Genomic DNA, 21,622 nt, shown 5'->3' on the forward strand with positions numbered 1-21,622 from the left:
CAGTTCGCACTATCGGAGCAAGCATGAGTATCACCACGCCGCCGCGGCCGCTCGACGTGACCGCGCTCTTCCCTCGACTTGCTCCGCTGGCGCGCACGGCGACCCGGCTGCACCCGCGGCCCGGGTCGCCGACCCCACACGACAGCTCCGTCGGCGGACCACTCCTGTGGCCCGCCGACGAGCCCTGGCCCCACTGCCCGGGGCCCCACGTGTGGGACGGCAGAAACCCGGCCCTCTCACCGGACGACGTCCGGTGGGAGCGGCGCATCCGGGCGGAACTGACCGAGCGGCCGTGCAGCGACCCCAACCTCCCCCTGGCCGCCCGGTACACGCCCCAGGAAGCAGCGACCGCGAAGCGGATCAAGGCTGGACGCCCGTGGCCCGAAGGGCCCGTCGCCCTGCTCCCCTTGGCCCATCTGTATGTACGCGACATCCCCGGCCTGCGCCCGCCCGGGCAGTCCGAGGCCGATCTGCTCCAGGTCCTCTGGTGTCCCTTCGACCACCCGGCAAACCCCACGACCGTGCTGCGCTGGCGCTCCGCCGCCGAGATCACCGACGTACTCGACACACCGCCCGAGCCGCCCGCGATGCAGTTCCGCGGCTACCTGCCGGAGCCCTGTCTGCTCGCACCGGAGGAGATCACCGAATACCCCCACCCTCTGGAGCTGAGCAAGGAACTGTCGGAGGAACTGCGCGACTGGTCCCGATGGCAGGCGGCCGGAGCGGCGGTGGACAGTGCCTACTCGGCCGCTCCGGACGAGTTCTACACGAGCGAACTGTCCGTCGCCCCCGGCTGGAAGATCGGCGGGTGGACCCGCTGGGGGCTCACCGACCCCATGCCCCGCCGCTGCCCGGAATGCGGAACCGAAACCGACCCGCTGCTCACCATCGCCGGCTCCGAATGGAATGCGGGCACCCAGGGCTGGGCCCCTGAAGAGGACCGGGCGAACCTCACGCCGTCTCGCCCTCTGTCTACGGCACAGAAGCCCACCGGGCTCGACATCGCCCGCGGCTCCAACCTGCAACTGCACGCCTGCCCGCTATCCCCCGACCATCCGCACATCGAACTGATCCAGTGATCGGTGCGTAAGAAGAGCACCAGCCGGCCGCGGCCGGCATGCAGCCCTTCCCACAGGACTCGTGCCAGTAGGGGCTGTCATGGGCCTGGCAGAACCACCCGCTTGCGAAAATGGGCGCTCGACGGCACCTGAGCGCGGGTGTTCACCGCTCTGCTCGCCCAAGCGGACGCTGAGGGGGATCTCGGGTGGGTCCTGGCGGTCGACTCAACCATTGTCCGCGCCCATGACCCGCTGACCCGGTCAAGGACGCCGGACCTCCAGTTGGTCCCCAACCGGTCCCCAGAAATGATCAAGAGCCGGTTTCGGATATCTCCGAAACCGGCCCTGATCTGCGACTGTCTCCAGTCGGGACGACAGGATTTGAACCTGCGACCCCTTGACCCCCAGTCAAGTGCGCTACCAAGCTGCGCCACGTCCCGATGCCCGTCTGACCTGGGGTTTCCCCCTGGCTGAACGCGCATGAGAACAATACCGCACTTCAAAGGGTGGTCACGAACGCATTCATCGCTTGACCTCAAGCGCACTTGATGTCGGACGCTCGGTGGCATGACGAACACGACCACCGCCCCGGCCTCCGGATACCGCGACCTGCCGCGGCTGATGAGCCTGATGACCGGCGACGAGAAGCACGGGCCCGCCGCCACCTCCACGCTGGACGCCCTGTGGGTGCTGTACGACCGGGTGCTGCGGGTCACACCGGAGACCGCGGACGCGCCCGGCCGGGACCGTTTCCTGCTGTCGAAGGGGCACGGCCCGATGGCGTACTACGCGGTGCTCGCCGCGCGGGGCTTCTTCGACGAGGAGGTGCTGACCGGGTTCGGCTCGTACGACTCGCCGCTCGGGCACCATCCGGACCGGATGCTGGTGCCGGGGGTCGAGATCGGCAGCGGATCGCTGGGGCACGGGCTTCCGCTGGCCGTGGGGAGCGTGCTGGGGCTGCGTGCCCAGGGGCTGCGCGAGCCGAGCGTGTGGGTGCTGACCGGGGACGCCGAACTGGACGAGGGCAGCAACCACGAGGCGATCGCGTACGCCGGTCCGGCCGGGCTCGACCAGTTGCACACCGTGGTGATCGACAACGCCTCGGCGACGTACGGACGCCCCGGCGGGATCGCCGAGCGGTTCGCGACCGCGGGCTGGTCGGTCGACTCGGTGGACGGACGGGACCACGGGGCCCTGTACGCGGCCTTCACCGCACCGCACCCCGGACGCCCCCGGGCCGTCGTCGCCCGGGTCGCCCCCAAGCACTGACCCTCGCCCTCCGCCGCCTCCGTAATCCCTTCCCCGCCCCGCCCCCTGCCTCCTCGGACCGAGAAGAAGGATCCCTCCCATGGACACGATGCGTGACCGCTTCATCGCCACCACCACCCGGCTGCTCGACGAGGACCCGCGCCTGGCGCTCGTCCTCGCGGAGATCAGCCGGGACGGATTCGCCCGCGCCGAGCGGGACCATCCCGACCGGGTCGTCAACGTCGGCATCCGGGAGCAGCTGCTCATCGGGGCCGGGGCCGGGATGGCCCTCACCGGGATGCGGCCCGTCGTGCACACCTTCGCGAGCTTCCTGGTGGAGCGGCCCTTCGAGCAGGTGAAGCTGGACTTCGGGCACCAGGGCGTCGGCGGGGTGCTGGTGAGCGCCGGGGCCTCGTACGACTGGCCGGCCGGTGGCTTCACGCACATGGCACCCGGCGATGTGGCGCTCATGGACACCCTGGACGGCTGGACCGTGCACGTGCCGGGCCACCCGGACGAGGCCGAGACCCTGCTGAGGGAGGCGGCCGCCGGGGACGGACGGGTGTATGTGCGGCTCTCCGTGCAGGCGAACGACCGGGCGCGGCCGGTGGGCGGAGCAGGAAGGTTCGCCACCGTGCGGGAGGGCGGGCGGGGTGTGGTCGTCGCCGTCGGGCCGATGCTGGACAACGTCCTCGCCGCCACCGAGGGGATGGACACGACCGTGCTGTACGCGACGACCGTCCGTCCGTTCGACGCGCCAGGCCTGCGGCAGGCGGTGGCCGGCCGGGACGCGGCGGACGTCGTGATCGTGGAGCCGTATCTGGCGGGGACCTCGACGGCTGCGGCCAATGACGCGCTCGCCGCCGTACCCCACCGGGTGCTGGGGCTGGGCGTGGCCCGGGAGGAGCTGCGGCGGTACGGGCGGATGGAGGAGCACCTGGCCGCACACGGACTGGACCCGCGCGGTCTGCGGCAGCGGATCGGCGCCTTCTTCGGCGGCGAGTGAGGCGCACGGCCGTCGGGCCCGAGCGGCGGGCGGAACGCCTGGGCCGGGGATCCGGCAGGCCGGAGGCCGGGGGCCTGGGGGCCGGGTCAGATCCCGAGGATGTTCTCCTCCCGCCGGTGAAGGTGGCAGACCAGCTCCTGGGCCAGGGACTTGATGGTGTCGAGCCCGGCCCTGCCCCAGGAGCGGGGCACGATGTCGACGGCGCAGACGGCGCCGAGGGCGAGGCCCGTACGGTCGATGAGCGGCGCCCCGAGATAGGAGCGGATGCCTATGTCGTCGACGACCGGATTGCCGGCGAACCGCGGATAGTCGCAGACGTCCTCCAGGACGAGGGCCTTGCGGCGGACGACGACATGGGGGCAGTAGCCGTGGTCGAGGGCGACGAACCGCCCGCTCCCGGCGGCCGCCGCCCCCAGGTCGGAGCCCTTGCGGGTGCCGGCCGGGGTGTGCAGTCCGGCGTAGAACTGGCGGTTCCCGTCGATGAAGTTGACCATCGAGAACGGCACCTCGGTCACTTCGGCCACCCGGTCGGCGAAGGCGTCGAAGTTCTCGAAGGTGCCGTCGGGCCGTTCCCCCAGACCGAGGCTGCGCAACCGCCGGCTGCGGACCCGGGCGTCACTGTCGACGGGTGTCAGCAGCAGGCGCCCCAGGGCGTGCGGCGTCGTCACCGGGGTGCTCCGTAGCTTCCGTGACCGGAGAGCGGGGCCGCGGCGTCGGACGCGTTGATCAGATGCTGGACGAGGGTGACGAGTGCTCCGGTGCCCGAGCTGGCGATCCGGGCGTCGCAGAGGACGACCGGTACCTCGGGCGCCAGATCGAGGGCGGCCCGCACCTCCTCGGGGCCGTAGCGGAAGGCGCCGTCGAACTCGTTGACCGCGACGATGAAGCCGATGCCACGGCGTTCGAAGAAGTCGACGGCGGCGAAGCACTCCTCCAGGCGCCGGGTGTCGGCGATGACCACGGCGCCGAGCGCGCCCTGGGACAGCTCGTCCCACATGAACCAGAAGCGCTCCTGGCCCGGTGTGCCGAACAGATAGAGCACATGCTGTTCGTCCAGCGTGATCCGGCCGAAGTCCATCGCCACCGTCGTGGAGGTCTTGGACTCGATGCCTTCGAGGCTGTCCGTGGCGGCGCTGACCTGGGTCAGCAGCTCCTCCGTGCTGAGCGGCGCGATCTCGCTGACCGCTCCGACGAAGGTCGTCTTGCCGACGCCGAAACCGCCGGCCACCAGCACCTTGAGCGCGACCGGGAAGCCCTCGGGCGTTCCGGGCGGCTGGGCGGGGTGCGCGTATCCGTAGGCGTCGCCGCCGCCGTATCCGGGGTCCCCCGGTGGATCCGCGTATCCGCCCGGGGCCGGTGCGTCCGCGTAGCCGACATGTCCGGGGCTCGCCGTCCCCGCGTACGGGGCGGATCCGTCGAAGCCGTCAGAGCTGTCGTCGTAAGCCATCGAGCACTGCCTCCAGCAGGGATCGGTCGGTGGGCATGTCATGGAAGGCGGGCGGGTGGGCGGTGACCGCGCCGCAGTCCACCAGGTCCGAGAGGAGGACCTTGGTGACCACGGCGGGCAGCCGCAGATGGGCGGCGATCTCGGCCACCGAGGTGGGGCCGCCGCACAGGCCGAGCGCCACGGAGTGCTCGGGACCCAGGTGGGTCTGCGGGACGGCCCCGGTGGCTCTGATCAGGGACAGCAGGTCGAGCACGGTGGTGGGACGGGTACGGCCGTTGCTGACCGTGTAGGGGCGGATGAGGCGGCCTGCCGCATCGTCGAGCAACGGCCCGTCCTGCGTGGCCGGCACGGTCACAGCCCCGTGGCGCCCGGCGACCCGGCCGCTTGTCTCGTCGGGGTCATGAGATAGGGCCGGACGCTCTTGACCAGCATGGTCATCTCGTAGCCGAGGACGGCGGCGTCCGCGTTGCGCCCGGCGAGCACGGCGAGGCAGGTGCCGGATCCGGCCGTGGCCACAAAGAGGAGCGTCGAATCGAGTTCCACCACGACCTGGCGGACCTCCCCGTTGTCGCCGAACCGGGCCCCGGCACTGCGGCCGAGGGAGTACAGGCCCGCGGCCAGCGCCGCCATGTGGTCGGCGCTGTCGGCGTCCATGCCGTGCAGGGACTTCACCAGCCCGTCGGCCGAGAGGAGAACCGCGCTGCGGGTGTACGGCACGCGCTGGACGAGCCCGCTCAGCAGCCAGTCGAGGTCCGAGACCTGGCCGGACGGCATTTCGGTGGCCATGGTGCATCTACTCCTTGGTCGTGTTCGCGTGGGCGTCGAGTGGGTCGTGGTCGCCGGCGTACGGGCCGGCCCGGAAGAGCCGCACCGGGGCGGCGCCGCGGACGGGGAGCGGTTCCAGGGGTCCCCGGACCGCGGCGGCGGAGGTGCCCGCGTCCGCTCCCACGGGCAGTCCCGCGCCGCCGGCCGGGCCGAACCCGGTGCTCCCGCCGACCGGCTCGGCGTCGGCGTCGCCGTCGAACTCGGTCTCGACCCGTGCCTCGGCCAGGTCGATGCCGCGCCGGAAGGCCGCCACCAGCCCGGGGTCGTGCAGGCTGGGCTCCTCGTCGGTACGCGGCGCCGGCGCCTCCCTGAGCTGCGGGACCAGGTTCTCCTGGTTGGACCGTCGGGGCAGCTGGGGGCGGCCCGCCGTGCCGGGCGCGACAGCGTTGTCCTGCGGGAGCACGGGCGCCGCGTCCTCGTCGGGGCGCGCGGCGGCGGGCCGGTCGAGTCGCTCGGCGCGCATCGGCAGCGGAGGGGCCTCGCCCTGCGGTGTCCGGGTCGGCTGCCCCGCCGTGGCCGTCATCGGCTGCGGACGCGGCTGCTGGCTCGGCACGTAGGGGCGGTGCTCCGGGTCGGGAGCGGGCACCGGCGCGGGCGCCTGGGCCGGGGCGGCCCGATGGGTCCCGGTGTCGTCCTGGGGAGCGGGGCGGTGGGCGGGCCCGAGCGGCGGGACGGGGGCGCCGCCGGGCTCGGCGGAGGCGTCCTCGTCGGCACCGAGCAGGGTCTGCGGCAGCACGAGCACGGCCTGGGTGCCGCCGTAGATGTTGCTCTGCAGCCGTACGACGATGCCGTGCCGGCGGGCCAGGGAGGCGACCACGAACAGGCCGATGCGGCCGTCCTGGAGGAGCCGGGCGACGTTGACCTGGTCCGGGTCGGCGAGCAGGGCGTTCATCCGCTTCTGTTCGTTGCCGGGCATGCCGAGTCCCCGGTCCTCGACCTCCAGGGCGAGGCCCGCGGTGACGCGCTGGGCGCGGAGCAGGACCTGGGTCTGCGGTGCGGAGAACACCGTGGCGTTCTCGACCAGTTCGGCCAGCAGGTGGATCACGTCGGCGACGGCGTGACCGCGCAGGGTGCCGTCGATCGGGGGCACGAGCTTGACCCGGGGGTACTGCTCGACCTCGGCGATCGCGGAACGCAGCACCTCGGTCATGGTGACGGGGTTGCTCCACTGCCGCCGGGAGACGGCGCCGCCGAGCACGGCCAGGTTCTCCGCGTGCCGGCGGATGCGGGTGGCCAGGTGGTCGACGTGGAAGAGGCCCTTGAGCAGGTCGGGGTCCTCGACCTCGTGCTCCAGCTCGTCGAGCAGCTGGATCTCGCGGTGCACCAGGGACTGAAGCCTGCGGGCCAGGTTGACGAAGACCTCGACCTTCTGGTCCTCCCCGCTGGGTTCGGCGAGCCGGGACGCCTCCACGACGGCGGCCACGGCGCCCTCCTGCTGGCGGCCCAGTTCCTGGGCCAGCAGTGCGAAGGGGTCGCCGCCGGACACGGCCTGCTGCGGGGCGCGCCGGGCGGGTACGGGTTCGCCGTTGCGGAGCTGTTCCACCACCTGCTGGAGGTCGGCCTGGTTCTGGACGCTGGCGCGGCGCAGGGCCAGACAGCGGCCCAGCACAGTGGTGGCGACCCGGTTGGCCGCCAGGAACGCGGCGATCATCGCGGCGAGCGCGAGCCCGCCGGCGGTGCCGTAGGCGATCCAGAGCTCCCGGGTGGGCCGTACGCCGCCGGTGCGGGCGGTGAAGATCACCGCGCCGGCGCCGGCCAGGGCGGCGGCGACGGCCGGCAGGACGGCGGTCCGCAGGAGTTGAGGGCGTATGCGCGCCTCGGGGGACGGCCGGGTGGCGCGGGGCCGGGCCGCGGCCGAGTGGGAACGGGGACCCGGTCGGCCGTGCCGCCCGCCCTCTCGTCGTTCCGGTCGCGCGTCGGGTGCGCGAAGTTGAGACATCAGCGTCCTCGGTACGTGGGGCACCAGGAATCGGCATCCATGCGGTGACACCTACGGTGGTCGGTCATTCTCCGGTCATCGGCCGGGCAGGCTCGGAGAATATGAGCCCACCGTTGATCACCGGCCACACACGGTAGTCGCCTCGTGCGCGGCCGTGGCGGGCAGTTGTGGAACTTGCCCGCCATCCGTCCCGCTCTGGTATGACCGCTCGCACTGACAGCCGATTTTTCCGGTGCCCCGTTCGTCCGGCGGGCGGTGAAGGGCTCCTTCCCGACCCCTCCGGGAAACGCGGCAAGCCCCCTCGGCGACGGCCGAAGGGGCTTGCTCCGCAGGGCTTGCTCCGCGGGGGCTACCGGGGGCGGGTCAGGGCTGCGCGGCTCCCGCGCGGTCGTGGTCCGGGGCGGTGACGGCCGGGGCCGGACCGGTCAGCGGCACATGGACCGGGGGCCAGTTGCCCCAGCCGGGCGCCGGTTCGGCGGCGACCGCGCGCCACCACGGCTCGACGGCCGGCGGATCGGCGGGCTCGAAGGGCTGGCCCGGATGCGGGGACGCCATCGTCACCCCGGCGAACTGGGTGGCACGCATCGACCACTCGGCCGGTTCGGCCCACGGATGCAGGGCGAGGTTGAACGTGCCCCAGTGGATCGGCAGCATGACGCCCGCCGACGCGTCGTCGCCCTGGAGGTCGAGGTGGGCGCGGACGCCCTCGTCGGGGCTCATGTGGATGTCCGGCCAGGCCCCCGGCTCGGGCTCGCTGTCGGTACGGTCCTTGGGCCAGAACTGGCTGTACGCACCGATCTGGATCATGGTCGCGTCGAAGGGGCCGTGCGCGGCGCCGATCTCCCGGAATCCGGGGAAGTATCCGGTGTCACCGCTGTGGTAGATCCGGTGCTCGGGCCCGGCGACGACCCAGGAGGCCCAGAGGGTGTGCTGCTGGTTGCGCAGGCCCCGGCCGCAGAAGTGCCGCGCCGGGGTGGCGGTCAGGGTGACGTCCCGGACCGTGGTGGACTCGTTCCAGTCGAGCTCGTGGATACGGTCCGGGGCCACGCCCCAGTGCTCCAGGTGGGCGCCGACGCCGAGCGGGACGACGAAGACGGTGTCGGTGCCCGCCAGGGTGCGGATGGACGGCAGGTCCAGGTGGTCGTAGTGGTCGTGCGAGATCACGACGACGTCGACCGTGCCCAGCGCGCCCAGCGGCAGCGGCGCGGGGTGCACCCGCTTGGGTCCGGCGAACGGGAAGGGCGAACAGCGCTCGCCCCACACCGGGTCGAAGAGCACCCGCCGGCCGTCGATCTCGGCGAGGACGCTGGAGTGCCCCATCCAGGTGAGCCGGAGACCCGAGGCGGGCGGCTCGGCGAGATCGGCGAGGGTCGTCGCGTGCACGGGAACGGTGCCGGTCGGTGTCCTGAGGGCCCGCTCCTCCTTGCGGAAGAAGACCTTGGCGAAGTCGAGCGGGGAACCGGAGGGCCGGATCCGCGCCCCCACCGGGTTCTGGAAGACGCCGTCGGCGAAGTTCGGGGAGCGCCGGATGCGCTCCATGCGGGCGCCGTCCGGGTCGGCTCCGAAGGCAGCGGGGCGCAGGGCGCGCAGCCGGGTGCGGAACGCAAGGGGGTCAGCGCCGGTCACAAGGGTCTCCTGGGGGCGTCGGTGTCGTTCTCATTATGGGCAGGGCGTACGGCTGTGCGAGCGCGGAGCGGCCATCGGGAGGGCGCTCCGGAGAGGGCTCAGGCACGCTGCTGCCCGTACACGTGCTCCACGTGGAGCCGCACCACGAGGCGGCGGTCCCTGACCATGGCGGCGCGGTAGTCGTCCCAGTCGGGGTGCTCGCCCTGGACGTCGCGGTAGAGCGTGATCAGCTCCTCCACGGTGGCGTCGTCGGGCCGGGCGGCCACCGGGGTGAGGTCGGCGGTGCCGTCCACGACCGTCCAGGCCCAGCGGTCCCGGCTGGTCACGTGGTAGCTCGCCCGGGGGTCCCGCAGGAGGTTGCGCGTCTTGGCGCGGTCCGCGGTGACCGAGACGCGGACCAGGCGCTCCTCGGGATAATAGAAGTGGTTCACATTGGACAGCTGCGGTCTGCCGTCCTTCCCGAGCGTCACGAGGACGCCCCCGTCCTCCTCGCCGACCAGCCGCAGCAGCGCTTCCTGGCGTGCGTCGAATCCCGTCATGCCCGGTCCAACGCACGGCCCCCGCGCAGGATTCCGCCCCGGGGGCCCCGGCGGCCCCGGGCGTGCGGTTCCGGCCACTTCGTGCACCGCCCTCGGAGCGATGTCACATCCGGCGGCCCCGGCCCGTCCCATCCGTGCAAGCACGTCCGGACGCCGGCTCGCCGCCGCACCGTCCGGAACCGAGCCGTTCCGAAGGAGACCGGTCATGACCGCCCGTATCTCGCTCGACCCGCCCCGCAGCCTCCTGTTCCGCGCCGTGTCCTGGTACTCGAAGCGGACCTACGGAAAGGTCATGGACCCGCTGCGGGCCGGTGCCCACCACACCGGGGTGCTGTGGGCCAATTCCCGGTACGAGATGTCCGTGGCCCGCTGGAAGAAGCTGGACCCGCAGCTCTCGGCGCTGGCCGTGATGGGGGCGGCGGCCACCGTGGGCTGCGCCTGGTGCATGGACTTCGGGTACTGGCTGCACCACAACGATGGCATGGACCCGCGCAAGCTCACCGACGTGCCGGCCTGGCAGGACAGCGATGCCTACACACCGCTGGAGCGCGATGTGCTGGCCTACGCGGAGGGCATGTCCGTCACGCCCCCGCACGTGGAGGACGACCTGGTGGAGCGGCTGCGCGTCGCGGTCGGCGAGCCGGCGCTGGTGGAGCTGACGGCGGTGATCGCGGTGGAGAACATGCGGGCGCGGACCAATGACGCCCTCGGGATCGCCAGCCAGGGCTTCAAGGACCAGTGCGAGGTGCCGCCGCCGGCCGCCGGGCGCCGTACCGGGGCCGCCGGGGGCTGATCCCGGGCAGGGGCTGTCCGGCCATGATCGGCCGGGCGGGCCCCGGGCCTCGTTGACAGTGCGGCCCCGCCTCCTGATACTGACTGGCGATTCAGTAGAAGTACGTCGGCCGGACATCGGGGGCGGTGGGTCCGCACCCCTTGGACCATGGCGCCGCCCCCGGGCCCGGCCCGCTCGCCGTGACCGAGGAGCCCCCACCGATGACCACACCCCCGGCATCCCCTCCCGCCCCACTGATCTCGCTGACCTGGACGGACCACATCACCGGCCGCCAGGGGCACCTGGTCGTCGACCGGCTGGTGCGCGGGGTGTCCAGCGGAGGGCTGCGGATGCGGGCCGGCTGCACGCTGGAGGAGGTGGCGGGGCTGGCGCGGGGCATGACCATGAAGGAGGCCCTGCACTTCGACGCGGACCGCCCGGATGCCCGCTACATACCCCTCGGCGGCGCCAAGGGAGGCATCGACTGCGACCCCCGCGACCCCGCCGCGTACGGCATCCTGGTCCGCTATCTGCGCGCGGTCCGGCCCTACGTCGAGCAGGTCTGGACGACCGGTGAGGACCTGGGGCTGACCCAGGACCTGGTCGACCGGGCCGCCGCCGAGGCCGGGCTGGTCTCCACCGTCCAGGCGGTCTACCCGCTCCTCGACGACGAGGCCGCCGCCCGCAAGCGGCTGGCCGACGCCTTCGCCGTCGAGGTGGACGGCATCGGCCTCGACGAACTGGTCGGCGGCTGCGGGGTCGCCGAGTCGGTGCTCGCCGCGCTGGACGGCGCCGGGATCGCGCACACCGACGCACGGGTGGCGCTCCAGGGCTTCGGCACGATGGGCGGGGCGACCGCCCGCTTCCTGTCCCGGGCCGGGCTGCGCGTGGTGGCCGTCGCCGATGTGAAGGGCACCCTCGCCCATCCGGACGGGCTCGACGTCGAGACGCTGCTGGCCGCCCGGGACGCCCACGGCACCGTGGACCGCGGTGCCCTGCGCCCCGACGACCGGGAACTGCCCGCCGACGCCTGGCTGGACACCGACGCGGACGTCCTGGTGCCGGCCGCGGTCTCCTACGCCATCGACCTGACCAACCAGGCCGCCGTCAGGGCCCGTTGGGTCGTGGAGGCCGCCAATATGCCGGTCCTGCCGGAGGCGGAGGAACAGCTCACCGCGCGGGGGATCACCGTCCTGCCCGACGTCGTGGTCAACTCCTGCACCAACGCCTGGTGGTGGTGGACCCTGTTCGGGGACGTCGACGCCGACGCCGAGAAGGCGTTCGCACACGTGCGGCGTGCCATGCGGGACCTGGTCGGACTGGTCCTGGAGCGCGCCGCACGGGACCGCTGCACCCCGCGCGCAGCGGCGCACGCCGTGGTGGCCGACCGGCTCCCGGTGATCGCCGGCCGCTACGGCTGGTACCGCTGAACCGGACCCGCACCGCCCGGCGCCCGGACGCCCCCGCCCGCCCCCGGCACCGGAATTCGTTAGGGTGACGGAGTGGCGAGAGTGCGGTTGGGAGTGGCGGAGCGACGCGAGGAACTGCTGCGCGCCGCCGTCGAGCAGATCGAGGTACGGGGTGTCGCCGCGGTGCGCATCGCCGATGTGGCCTCGGTGCTCGGTGTGAGCAACGCCCTCGTCCTGTACCACTTCTCCACCAAGGAGAAGCTGGTCGCCGCCGCCTTCGCGCACGCCGCCGAGGCCGATCTGGCCCATCTGCGCAGACTGCTGAGCCGGCGCACCACCGCCGTCCGCCGGCTGCGCGCCGCCGTGCGCTGGTACGCGCCGACGGGACAGGCCAAGGGCTGGCGGCTGTGGATCGAGGGCTGGGCCGCCTCGTTGCGCGATCCGGCGCTGCGCAATGTGGCGGGCGATCTCGACCAGCAGTGGAAGGCGGAGCTGGCCGAGGTCATCGAGGAGGGCGCGGCAGCGGGCGAGTTCCACTGCGACGACCCGATGTCGGTGGCCTGGAAGCTGACCGCGCTGCTGGACGGTCTGGCGGTGCAGATGACCTCGTACGCCGGTCCGCTGTCCCGCGCCACCATGCTGGAGTGGGCCGAGGAGGCGCTCGCCCGGGAACTGGGCATCGACCACGCCGCCCTGACGGCCTGACGGCGACTCCCCTCCCCGGTTCCCGTCTCCCCCGCCCGGCCGGGTCCTCCTCAGGTCTGGCGCAGGGGCGTGTAGTCCTCGCCCCGGAGACCGAAGGTCCACGCCACTCCCTCCTTCGCGGTGCGGGTCCTCGGGGGCACCCGCAGCCAGTAGGTGCGGGACGTCCCGTCGGGCTCGGGTGTGGAGTTGACGACCTCGACCATCGCCACGTCCTCGTCGCCGACGAGGGAGATCCGCCAGAGCACCCCGGTCTCGTCGCGGTGGACCGGCTCGGCACCGGACTCGGCGAGATAGCGGTCGTAGCCGTAGAACTCCAGCATCACGCGGCGCAGCTCCGCGTTCTCCTCCTCGCGGATCCGTGCGGGCGTCAGCGCGGACAGTTCGGCCAGGAACTCGGCGGGCACCGGCATGCCCCGCCAGGCGTACAGGGCGAAGCCGTCACGGTAGGCCAGGGCCGGTCCGTCGCCGCGGTCCAGGCGGCCCGCCTCGTCCCGGTGCAGCGCCTCGGGCCGTTCGGTGAGCACCACGGCCCGCTCGTAGGGCCACCACCATCCGGCGTTCCGCGCGACGGCGGCCAGTCCCTCCAGGCGCTCGCCCCTGCCGTCGAACGCGGCGAGCCAGGCCGCGTCGTGCTGGCCGAGGACGGCGTCGAGCAGCACGAGGCGGACATCGGTCTCGTCCTCGGGGCGCTCCGTGAGATCGGCGACGACCCCCGCGCGTATCCGGTCGGCCAGGGCCGCGGTGGTCTCCCAGAGCTGGGCGCCGGTGGCCGACCAGAGCGCCGACCAGCCGGCCGGGCCCAGTTCGTCGTACATCCGGCGGCGTTCCTCCGCCCAGGGGCGGGTCCGAACGTCGTCGCGGACCGAGCGCCCCGCGTCGGTCAGCTTCTCCACCGCCTCGACGGCGGCCCTGGGCGAATCGGCCCAGACGAACTCCTCCGGCTCGGCCAGCCCCGCCAGCCGGTAGGCGAGGCGCACCCCGTCCTCGGCCGCCGCCCGGTCCGCCGCACCCGTCGCCGCCGCCACGGCCCGCCATGAGTCCACGTACTGCATCGGTCTTCCCGTCCCCTGTTCCTGAATCACTGACATCCGTGCGTCCCCGATGTGCTCTCCGCCGCTCAGTCGGCGACGATGCGCACCGCCCCCGGCGCGTACTCCCGCTGGCGCACCACCCGGAACCAGCCCTGCGGCAGCGTGATCACCGCGTGCTCCTCGTGCACCACCCGGCCGCCGTCGGGGAGATGCAGCAGCATCGGGCCGAACACCCCGGCCTCCCGGATCAGCCGGCCCGGCCCCGGCACCGCGTGGGCGTGCCCGGTGACCTCACCGAGCGCGAGGACCAGCCGGCCGCGCCCGTCGCGCAGTTCACCCGGCGCGTCCAGAAGGTGCGGGGGCACCGCGGACTCCTCCAGCGCCATGATCAGTACATCGCCCTGCCGGTACACAGACCTCTCCCCTCCATGGTGGCACCCGGTGTGCCGGCCACATCGAAAACGCTACGGCGGGGGTCTGACAATCGGTCGCGGCCGCCGTTCGCCGGGCCCGGTCGCGGCATTGTCAGTGGTCCTTGATAGACCTTGCGGACATCAATCCGACGTCGTCATCAGGAGATCAGGGCCATGTCCGATGCGGACCACCTGAACGAGTTGCTCGGCCTTCCGGCCGTCGATTTCCAGTCCGGTGCGGAGGGCGGGCCGCGGCCGGCCGCCGACGCCGCGGCCTGGCGCGTCTCGGTCGACGCGTACGAGGACGAGCAGACCTGGGAGGAGGAGTTCACCGCGTTCCTGGACGAGGTGGACCCGGCCGGTGTCCGAGCGCTGATCATCGGGCAGTGGGGCGAGTCGTACGAGGAGACGTCCTCGTACCCGATCGGGCTGGTCATCGCGGCGGCGGACCGGCTGACCTCGCTGGAGGCGGTGTTCGTCGGCGATCTGGTGCAGGAGGAAGCGGAGATCTCCTGGATCCAGCAGAGCGATGTGACCGCGCTGCTCACCGCCTTCCCCGGGCTGGTGGAGCTGGGGGTGCGCGGCGGGTCCGATCTGGTCTTCCCGGCCACGAAGCACGGGCGCCTGAAGTCGCTGACCATCGAGACCGGCGGGCTGCCGGCCGAGGTGGTGCGCGGGGTGCTCGAGAGTGAACTGCCCGCGCTGGAGCGTCTGGACCTCTGGCTCGGGGTCTTCGCCTACGGGGGCGACGCCAACGTCTCGGACCTGGCGCCGCTGCTGTCCGGGACGCGCTTCCCCGCCCTGCGCCATCTGGGGCTGCGCAACAGCGAGGTGCAGAACGAGATCGCCACGGCGATCGCCTCGGCCCCGGTCGTGGCGCGGTTGACGGGCCTCGACCTGTCCTGCGGGGTGCTCGGCGACGAGGGCGCGGCGGCGCTGCTGGAGGGTCAGCCGCTGACCCATCTCGATGTGCTGGACCTGCACCACCACTTCCTCACCGAGCCGATGGAGCGGCGGGTCGTCGAGGCCCTGGAGCCGCACGGAGTGCGGGTGGACGTGTCCGAGCGCCGCGAGCCGTGGGGCGACCGCGGGGCGGCCGGCCGGTACGTCACGGTGTCGGAGTGACCGGGCGCGGGCGGCCCGTGCCCGGTCCGGCCGGGTGCCGGGGCGGCGGGTCCCGTCGTACCGGGGCAGGGGTCTGACGTGCTCCGGTTCGCGGTGGTCGGCAATCCGGGCAGCCGCCGGGTGGACCTCTTCCGGGCCGCCGTGCGGGACGCCGGGCTGCCCCGGGCCCGCACGGTGGCGTGGCGCGATGTGCTCGCCGGGCGGGCGGAGTTCCTGCCCGGCGAGACCGTGCGCGTCGAATCGCCCGGGGAGGACGCCGAGGTCGAGCGGCTGCTGCGCGGCGTCGACGACCCGACGCGGGTGGAGGGTTCCGCGCTCTGGTACGCGCGGTTCACCTCCGCCGTGCGGGAGGTGGAGCGGGCGGCGACGGACGCCGGGGCGCGGCTGCTGGACCGTGCGGCGGACATCGCCGTGCTGTTCGACAAGCGGCTGTGCCACGGCGTCCTGGAGGCGGCGGGCGTGCCCGTCCCCGCCTCGCCGACCTCGGGGCCGGACGCCGCCCCGGTGCGGGACTGGGACGGGCTGCGCGCGCTGATGGCGGGCCACCGGATGCCCAGGGTGTTCGTGAAGCCCGCGCACGGCTCCTCCGCCTCCGGGGTGCTGGCCCTGGAGACGGCGGGCCCCGGCCGGGTGCGGGCGGCCACCTCGGTCGAACGGGACGCGGCCGGCCGCCTCTTCAACTCGCTGCGGGTGCGCCACTGCACGACCGAGCGCGAGGTCGCGGCGCTGGTCGACGCGCTGGCGCCGGACGGTCTGCATGTCGAACGGTGGCTGCCCAAGGCCGCGTTGCACGGCCGGGTCGCGGACCTGCGGGTCGTGGTGGTCGACGGGCGGGCCACCCACGCGGTGGTGCGCACCAGCCGCTCCCCCATGACCAATCTCCATCTCGGGGGCGCCCGCGGCGATCTGGACGAGGCGCGGGAGCGCATCGAGGCGGGCGGCGGCTGGGAGCGGGCGACGGCCGTCTGCGAACGGGCGGCGGCCGCCTTCCCCGGCACCCTGTGCGTCGGCGTGGATCTGCTGCCCTCGACCGGCTGGCGGCGCTTCGCCGTCGGCGAGGTCAACGCCTTCGGTGATCTGCTGCCCCGGCTGACGGGTCTGCCCGGCAGCGGCGCCGAGGGACTGGACACCTATGCGGCGCAGGTCGCCGCCGTACTGGACCGAACAAGGAACCACCGTGTCAGCGCACCGTCCTGAACCACCTTCCGGCACCACCGGCGCCGCCCGTCCCGACATGGGCGAGGTCGTGGGCAGCCACGACCTTCTCCTGGTCACCCTGGACACCCTGCGGTACGACGTGGCGGCCGAGCTGGCCGCCGCCGGGCGCATCCCCCACCTGGCCGGGTATCTGCCCGGCGGGGTGTGGGAGAAGCGGCACGCCCCGGGAAGCTTCACCTACGCCTCCCACCAGGCGATCTTCGCCGGATTCCTGCCCACCCCGGCCTCCCCGGGACCGCACCCGAGGCTGTTCGCCGCCCAGTTCGCGGGCAGCGAGACCACGGCCGAGGGCACCTTCGTCTTCGACACGCCCGATCTGGTCTCGGCGCTGGCCGCGGCCGGCTACCGCACGGTGTGCATCGGCGGGGTGGGGTTCTTCAACAAACAACCGCCGCTCGGTTCGGTGCTGCCGGGGCTCTTTCAGGAGGCCCACTGGGAGCCGGAGTTCGGGGTGGCCTCGCCGACCTCGTTCGAGGCGCAGGTGGCCCGTGCCGAGCAGGTCGTCGCCCGGCTGCCGGCCGACCGGAAGCTGTTCCTGTTCGTCAACGTGGCGGCGCTGCACCAGCCGAACTGGTTCCACCTCCCGGGGGCGACGCCCGAGGACGGCGACAGCCGCGCCACGCACGCGGCCGCCCTGGAGTACGTGGACGCGCACATCGGGCGGCTCTTCGCCGCGATGAGCAGCCGGCGCCGCGCGTTCGCCATCGTCTGCTCCGACCACGGCACGGCCTACGGCGACGACGGCTTCACCGGCCACCGGCTCGGCCACGAGTCCGTCTGGACCGTTCCCTACGCGCACTTCTTCCTGGAACCGGGAGCCACCGCACGATGACCAGCCAGACCACCGCACGGCCGTACCAGAACTACGTGTACGCCTATCCGCACAAGACGGCCTACACCGACCTCGACGCGCATCCCGCCGGCCGGCCCGCGCTCGACACGCTGTGGGCGGACGAGAGCAAGGACGCGCTCTCGCTCTACGCGCACATACCGTTCTGCGAGGTCCGCTGCGGTTTCTGCAATCTCTTCACCCGGATCGGCGCGCCCGGCGAGCTGACCACCCGCTATCTCGACGCACTGGACCGGCAGGCGACGGCGGTGCGGGACGCGCTGGGCGACGCGGAGCCGGTGCGGTTCGCCGCCGCCGCCTTCGGCGGCGGGACGCCGACGTTCCTGACGGCGGGCGAGCTGGAGCGGCTGTGCGACATCGCGGAGAAGCGGATGGGCGCCGATCTGCGGGCGGTCCCGCTGTCCGTCGAGACCTCGCCGTCGACGGCGACGGCCGACCGGCTGGCCGTCCTCGCGGACCGGGGGACGACACGGATCAGCATCGGGGTGCAGAGCTTCGTGGAGGAGGAGGCCAGGGCGGCGGTGCGCCCCCAGCGCCTCCGCGACGTGGAGCAGGCCCTCGATCTCATCCGCGCCACCCGCATCCCCGTGCTCAACATCGACCTGATCTACGGCATCGACGGCCAGACCGAGCGCAGCTGGCTCGGCTCGCTGGACACGGCCCTGCGGTGGCGCCCCGAGGAGCTGTACCTCTACCCGCTGTACGTCCGCCCCCTGACCGGTCTCGACAGGGCCGCGGCCGCCGGGGAGACGGCGCCGGACCCGGACTGGGACGAGCAGCGGCTGCGGCTGTACCGCACCGGCCGCGACCACCTCCTGGAGCGGGGGTACGAGCAGGTGTCGATGCGGATGTTCCGCCGCCGCGACGCCCCGCGCGCGGAGGGCCCGGACGACTACGCCTGCCAGACCGACGGCATGATCGGCCTGGGCTGCGGCGCGCGGTCGTACACCTCGCGGCTGCACTACTCCTTCGACTACGCGGTGGACATGCGCGAGGTGCGGTCCATCATCGACCGCTACACGGCCACCGAGGACTTCTCCCGGGCCGAGGTCGGGCGGTACACCGACGGGGACGAGGCGCGGCGCCGCCATCTCCTCCAGTCGGTCCTCCAGGCGGAGGGCATGGACCTGGCGGGGTACCGCGAGCGGTTCGGCGGCTCTCCGTACGAGGACTTCCCCGGGGAGCTGGCCCGCTTCGAGGAGCGGGGCTGGCTGGATCCGGCGGCTCCCGCGCGGGGGCTGCTGCGGCTGACGGCCGAGGGGCTGGCGTATTCGGACGCGCTGGGCCCGGAGCTGTTCTCCCCCGCCGTGCGGGCCGCGATGGCCGCGTACGAGACGAGGTGAGCGGGGCGTGGACCTGACGATCCTGTACCGGGGCCCGCTGGCCTCGTGCGACTACGACTGTCCGTACTGCCCGTTCGCCAAGCGGCGCGACAGCCGGGAGCAGCTGCGGGCGGACCGGGCCGCGCTGGAGCGGTTCACCGCATGGGTGGCGGAGCAGGCCGGGGACCGGATCTCGGTGCTGTTCACCCCGTGGGGCGAGGGGCTGGTGCGGTCGTGGTACCGCCGGGCGATGGTCGAGCTGGCCGGGCTGCCGCAGGTGCGCCGGGTCGCGATCCAGACCAACCTCGGCGGCCGTACGCGCTGGCTGGCCGAGGCGGGCGCGGCGGGCCGCGAGAAGATCGCGCTCTGGTGCACGTACCACCCGGGGCAGACGCCGTACGAACGGTTCCTGGGCCGCTGCGAGGAGCTGGGGGCCCTGGGGATCCGGTACAGCGTGGGGGTGGTGGGGCTCGACGGGCATCTGGCCGAGGCCCGGCGGCTGCGCGCGGCGCTGCCCGAGGAGGTCTATCTCTGGATCAACGCCGCCGAGGGCGTGACCTACACGGACGAGGAGGCCGGGCGGTGGACGGAGATCGACCCGCTGTTCCCGTACAGCCGCCATCCGCACCGCTCGGCCGGGCTGCCCTGCCGGACGGGTGAGTCGGTGATCTCGGTCGACGGCGAGGGTAAGGTGCGCCGCTGCCACTTCGTCCGCGCGGAGCTGGGCAATCTGTACGACGGGAGCTACCGGGCGGCGCTGCGTCCGCGGGCTTGTCCGCGGGCGGTCTGCGACTGCCACATCGGATACGTCCACCTGGAGACGCTGCCCCTGTACGACGTCTTCGCGGGCGGGGTGCTGGAACGTGTACCGGCGGTTGTGGCATCCCGGCTGCTGCCGCTGTCCCCCGTCCCCCCGGCCGGGGTGCCGGCCCTGGGCGACTGAGGACAGCGGGGCCGCTCAGAGCGGCAGCAGATCGGGGCGCTTGGCCTCGACGTGGTCGCCGGAGGATTCGCCGCGCAGCCGCCGGCCGATCCACGGCACGAGGTATTCGCGCGCCCAGTGGATGTCGTCGCGGCGCACTTCGAGCGTGCCGCGCGGGTCCTGCGGCGGCCAGGCCTGGTCCGGGTCGGCGGGCACCTCGTAGCCGAGGACCTGGGCGGCGCGCAGGGCGACGCGGGTGTGTCCCTCGGCCGAGAGGTGCAGCCGGTCGTCGTCCCAGGCGCGCCGGTCCTGGACCGAGCGCAGCGACCACAGGTCGAGCACCGGGCAGTCGTAGCGGTCGGCGATGGCCCGCACATGGGCGGTGTACGTGGCGATCTTGCCGCGCAGATGGCGCAGGACCGGCACCCCGCGGGTGTCGAAGCCGGTGGTCACCATGACGGTGCCGACCGCGCCGGTCAGATCGGCGACCGCGCGCTCGAAGCGCTCGGCCACGTCGTCCGGGTCGGTGCCCGGTCGGATGATGTCGTTGCCGCCGGCACAGAAGCTCACCAGGTCGGGGGCGAGTTCCTTGGCGCGCGGCACCTGCTCCTCGACGATCTGGTCGAGGAGGCGTCCTCGTACGGCGAGATTGGCGTAGCGGAAGTTCCCGTGGGCCGTTCCGGGGTCCGGGAACTGGTCCGGGAGCTGGTCCGCGAGGAGGACCGCGAAGCGGTCCGCCCAGCCGACGAAGGTTCCGTCGGGGCCGGGGTCGCCGACGCCCTCGGTGAAGCTGTCGCCAATCGCCGCGTACGACTCGATGGCGCCCTGTCGTCGTCCGGCGCCCTGCTTGATGTTGTTCGAATCGTCTGCCACAAGGGCATATCCTGCACCGCCGAATGTGACCTACGCGACCGTAATAAGGGGTTGACGGGTGGTGAGATAGACCACCCGGTCAGGTTTTGGTAAAGGGGGAATAAGCAGAGGGACGGTGCGCCGCCGCGCACCGTCCCTCTCCGTATTGCCGGGGTCCGGTTCACCGGACCCGTACTGCCGGGGGAATCAGACGTTGATCCCGTGCGACGCCAGGTAGGCGATCGGGTCGATGTCCGAGCCGTACTCCGGGCCCGTGCGGACCTCGAAGTGGAGATGCGGGCCGGTGGCGTTGCCGGTGGAGCCGGAGAGGCCGACCTGCTGGCCCGCGGTCACGGTCTGGCCCGCCGAGACGGAGAGCGAGGACATGTGGCCGTACTGGGAGTAGTGGCCGTCGGCGTGCTTGATGACGACCTGGTTGCCGTACGCGCCGCCCCAGCCGGCGGTGACGACGGTGCCGGAGGTGATGGCCTTCACGCTGGTGCCGGTGGAGACGGGGAAGTCGATGCCGGTGTGGCTGCCGCTGGACCAGTTGGAGCCGGAGGCGCGGTAGGCGGTGGTGTGGTTGCCCGGGACCGGGTGGACGTAACCGGAGTCGTTGCTCTGGGTGGCCGGGGCGGTGCTCTCCTGGGCGTCCGAGGAGCCGGAGGAGGCCGGGGCCGTGGTCGCGGGGGCCTTGGACTCGGCGGCGGCCGGGGCCTTGGCCGGGGTCTTCGCGGCGGGGGCCTTCGCGGCGGCGGACGCACCGGCGGAGTGGCCCCAGCTCTTCGCACCGAGGGTCAGCTTCATCCCCGGGAAGATCAGGCTCGGGTTCTCGCCGACGACCTCGCGGTTGTCCTGGTACAGCTTCTGCCAGCCGCCCTTGACGTGGTGCTCGGCGGCGATCTTCGAGAGGTAGTCGCCGGAGACCACGGAGTAGGTGGTGGTGCCGGCCTGGTGGGCGGCGACCGGCTTGGCCGGGGTGGCGTGCGCGGCGGCGGCCGTCTTCGCGGCGGGAGCGGTCTGCTCCGCGGCGCTGGCACCGGTGGCGCCGAGCAGCGGGAGCGCGATGACGGCTCCGCCGGCGCTGGCGACGACGACGCCGCGGGCGATGGTGCTGGACTTGGGACGGCGGTGCTTACCCGAGATGGGCATGAAGGATTTCCTCTCCGGCGCCTGCGAGGTGAGCTGTCGGGTTCGGACTGGAGATGTCCGGTCGCGCCGGGCGCGACTTCACCCCTAGCCGTCGGGAATTCCCGGACGGCGGCCTACCTGGTTCCCCCGCTCCTGCCACGCGGTGAGTGAGTGCGAATTCCGG

22 protein-coding genes, 1 tRNA gene and 1 riboswitch are annotated in these 21,622 nt (G+C 73.0%); of the genes, 11 read left to right on the forward strand and 12 right to left on the reverse strand.

Annotated elements, in window-relative coordinates; translation table 11 throughout:
- Positions 1-23: 23 nt before the first annotated feature.
- The gene (locus tag ACZ4FH_RS33720; RefSeq protein ID WP_467309578.1) at positions 24-1,079 is read left to right on the forward strand and encodes a hypothetical protein; all 1,056 of its coding nucleotides are present in this window, start codon (positions 24-26) and stop codon (positions 1,077-1,079) included.
- Positions 1,080-1,424: 345 nt separating this feature from the next.
- Here the strand turns inward: ACZ4FH_RS33720 and ACZ4FH_RS33725 are convergent.
- A tRNA-Pro gene (locus ACZ4FH_RS33725) sits at positions 1,425-1,498 on the reverse strand.
- 127 nt (positions 1,499-1,625) lie between these two features.
- On the opposite strand from ACZ4FH_RS33725, the gene ACZ4FH_RS33730 reads away from it, so the two are divergent.
- Positions 1,626-2,327: a transketolase gene (locus ACZ4FH_RS33730; protein ID WP_467309579.1), complete on the forward strand. Its 702-nt coding sequence runs from the start codon at positions 1,626-1,628 to the stop codon at positions 2,325-2,327.
- A gap of 79 nt (positions 2,328-2,406) precedes the next feature.
- The gene (locus ACZ4FH_RS33735) at positions 2,407-3,312 is read left to right on the forward strand and encodes a transketolase family protein (protein WP_467309580.1); all 906 of its coding nucleotides are present in this window, start codon (positions 2,407-2,409) and stop codon (positions 3,310-3,312) included.
- Between the two features lie 86 nt (positions 3,313-3,398).
- Here the strand turns inward: ACZ4FH_RS33735 and ACZ4FH_RS33740 are convergent, their stop codons facing one another.
- The 7 genes from ACZ4FH_RS33740 to ACZ4FH_RS33770 form a co-directional block, all read right to left on the reverse strand.
- A complete protein-coding gene (locus ACZ4FH_RS33740; RefSeq protein ID WP_383638100.1) occupies positions 3,399-3,980 on the reverse strand; it encodes a GAF domain-containing protein in 582 nt (193 codons plus the stop codon).
- Entirely contained in the window at positions 3,977-4,759 is a 783-nt protein-coding gene (locus ACZ4FH_RS33745; RefSeq protein WP_383638103.1) for a GTP-binding protein, read from the reverse strand. The genes ACZ4FH_RS33740 and ACZ4FH_RS33745 overlap by 4 nt, the downstream gene beginning before the upstream one ends.
- Positions 4,737-5,108, reverse strand: a complete 372-nt coding sequence (locus tag ACZ4FH_RS33750) for a DUF742 domain-containing protein (RefSeq protein ID WP_467309581.1) — start codon at positions 5,106-5,108, stop codon at positions 4,737-4,739. The genes ACZ4FH_RS33745 and ACZ4FH_RS33750 overlap by 23 nt, the downstream gene beginning before the upstream one ends.
- 2 nt (positions 5,109-5,110) lie before the next feature.
- Complete coding sequence (locus ACZ4FH_RS33755; protein ID WP_383638109.1) at positions 5,111-5,545, reverse strand: roadblock/LC7 domain-containing protein; 435 nt, start codon at positions 5,543-5,545, stop codon at positions 5,111-5,113.
- Between the two features lie 7 nt (positions 5,546-5,552).
- Complete coding sequence (locus ACZ4FH_RS33760) at positions 5,553-7,523, reverse strand: sensor histidine kinase (protein WP_467309582.1); 1,971 nt, start codon at positions 7,521-7,523, stop codon at positions 5,553-5,555.
- Positions 7,524-7,886: 363 nt separating this feature from the next.
- On the reverse strand, positions 7,887-9,149 hold the full coding sequence (locus ACZ4FH_RS33765; protein ID WP_467309583.1) for an MBL fold metallo-hydrolase: 1,263 nt from the start codon (positions 9,147-9,149) through the stop codon (positions 7,887-7,889).
- 98 nt (positions 9,150-9,247) lie between these two features.
- Positions 9,248-9,688 (reverse strand): PPOX class F420-dependent oxidoreductase, encoded by a 441-nt coding sequence (locus ACZ4FH_RS33770; protein WP_467309584.1) that lies wholly within the window; start codon positions 9,686-9,688, stop codon positions 9,248-9,250.
- A 205-nt stretch (positions 9,689-9,893) separates the two neighbouring features.
- Here ACZ4FH_RS33770 and ACZ4FH_RS33775 point away from each other — a divergent pair, with 205 nt between their 5' ends.
- The 3 genes from ACZ4FH_RS33775 (at position 9,894) to ACZ4FH_RS33785 (ending at position 12,574) form a co-directional block, all read left to right on the forward strand.
- The gene (locus tag ACZ4FH_RS33775) at positions 9,894-10,481 is read left to right on the forward strand and encodes a carboxymuconolactone decarboxylase family protein (RefSeq protein WP_467309585.1); all 588 of its coding nucleotides are present in this window, start codon (positions 9,894-9,896) and stop codon (positions 10,479-10,481) included.
- Between the two features lie 200 nt (positions 10,482-10,681).
- Positions 10,682-11,890, forward strand: coding sequence for a Glu/Leu/Phe/Val dehydrogenase dimerization domain-containing protein (locus ACZ4FH_RS33780; protein ID WP_467309586.1), 1,209 nt, complete (start codon positions 10,682-10,684; stop codon positions 11,888-11,890).
- Positions 11,891-11,983: 93 nt separating this feature from the next.
- Positions 11,984-12,574, forward strand: coding sequence for a TetR/AcrR family transcriptional regulator (locus ACZ4FH_RS33785; RefSeq protein ID WP_383638128.1), 591 nt, complete (start codon positions 11,984-11,986; stop codon positions 12,572-12,574).
- Between the two features lie 50 nt (positions 12,575-12,624).
- Here the strand turns inward: ACZ4FH_RS33785 and ACZ4FH_RS33790 are convergent, their stop codons facing one another.
- Together ACZ4FH_RS33790 and ACZ4FH_RS33795 are read right to left on the reverse strand one after the other, a co-directional pair.
- Complete coding sequence (locus ACZ4FH_RS33790) at positions 12,625-13,626, reverse strand: DUF6745 domain-containing protein (RefSeq protein ID WP_467309587.1); 1,002 nt, start codon at positions 13,624-13,626, stop codon at positions 12,625-12,627.
- 65 nt (positions 13,627-13,691) lie between these two features.
- Positions 13,692-14,018 carry a hypothetical protein gene (locus tag ACZ4FH_RS33795; protein WP_383638134.1) on the reverse strand — a complete coding sequence of 109 codons (327 nt, stop codon included), beginning with the start codon at positions 14,016-14,018 and terminating at the stop codon, positions 13,692-13,694.
- A gap of 174 nt (positions 14,019-14,192) precedes the next feature.
- On the opposite strand from ACZ4FH_RS33795, the gene ACZ4FH_RS33800 reads away from it, so the two are divergent.
- From ACZ4FH_RS33800 to ACZ4FH_RS33820, 5 genes are all read left to right on the forward strand, one after another.
- Positions 14,193-15,143 carry an STM4015 family protein gene (locus ACZ4FH_RS33800; RefSeq protein WP_467309588.1) on the forward strand — a complete coding sequence of 317 codons (951 nt, stop codon included), beginning with the start codon at positions 14,193-14,195 and terminating at the stop codon, positions 15,141-15,143.
- Between the two features lie 78 nt (positions 15,144-15,221).
- Entirely contained in the window at positions 15,222-16,340 is a 1,119-nt protein-coding gene (locus ACZ4FH_RS33805; protein WP_467309589.1) for an STM4014 family protein, read from the forward strand.
- Positions 16,341-16,377: 37 nt separating this feature from the next.
- On the forward strand, positions 16,378-17,193 hold the full coding sequence (locus tag ACZ4FH_RS33810) for an STM4013/SEN3800 family hydrolase (protein ID WP_467309611.1): 816 nt from the start codon (positions 16,378-16,380) through the stop codon (positions 17,191-17,193).
- The gene (locus ACZ4FH_RS33815) at positions 17,190-18,554 is read left to right on the forward strand and encodes an STM4012 family radical SAM protein (RefSeq protein WP_467309590.1); all 1,365 of its coding nucleotides are present in this window, start codon (positions 17,190-17,192) and stop codon (positions 18,552-18,554) included. Before ACZ4FH_RS33810 ends, ACZ4FH_RS33815 begins: the two co-directional genes overlap by 4 nt.
- Before the next feature lie 7 nt (positions 18,555-18,561).
- On the forward strand, positions 18,562-19,476 hold the full coding sequence (locus ACZ4FH_RS33820) for an STM4011 family radical SAM protein (protein WP_467309591.1): 915 nt from the start codon (positions 18,562-18,564) through the stop codon (positions 19,474-19,476).
- A 15-nt stretch (positions 19,477-19,491) separates the two neighbouring features.
- Here ACZ4FH_RS33820 and ACZ4FH_RS33825 read toward each other — a convergent pair whose 3' ends face one another.
- Positions 19,492-20,328 (reverse strand): SGNH/GDSL hydrolase family protein, encoded by an 837-nt coding sequence (locus tag ACZ4FH_RS33825; RefSeq protein ID WP_383638149.1) that lies wholly within the window; start codon positions 20,326-20,328, stop codon positions 19,492-19,494.
- A 186-nt stretch (positions 20,329-20,514) separates the two neighbouring features.
- Positions 20,515-21,459 carry a M23 family metallopeptidase gene (locus tag ACZ4FH_RS33830; RefSeq protein WP_467309592.1) on the reverse strand — a complete coding sequence of 315 codons (945 nt, stop codon included), beginning with the start codon at positions 21,457-21,459 and terminating at the stop codon, positions 20,515-20,517.
- A 3-nt stretch (positions 21,460-21,462) separates the two neighbouring features.
- Positions 21,463-21,618: riboswitch (cyclic di-AMP (ydaO/yuaA leader) on the reverse strand.
- Between the last annotated feature and the right edge of the window lie 4 nt (positions 21,619-21,622).

The sequence above is a fragment of the Streptomyces sp. NPDC024555 genome (assembly GCF_055559335.1).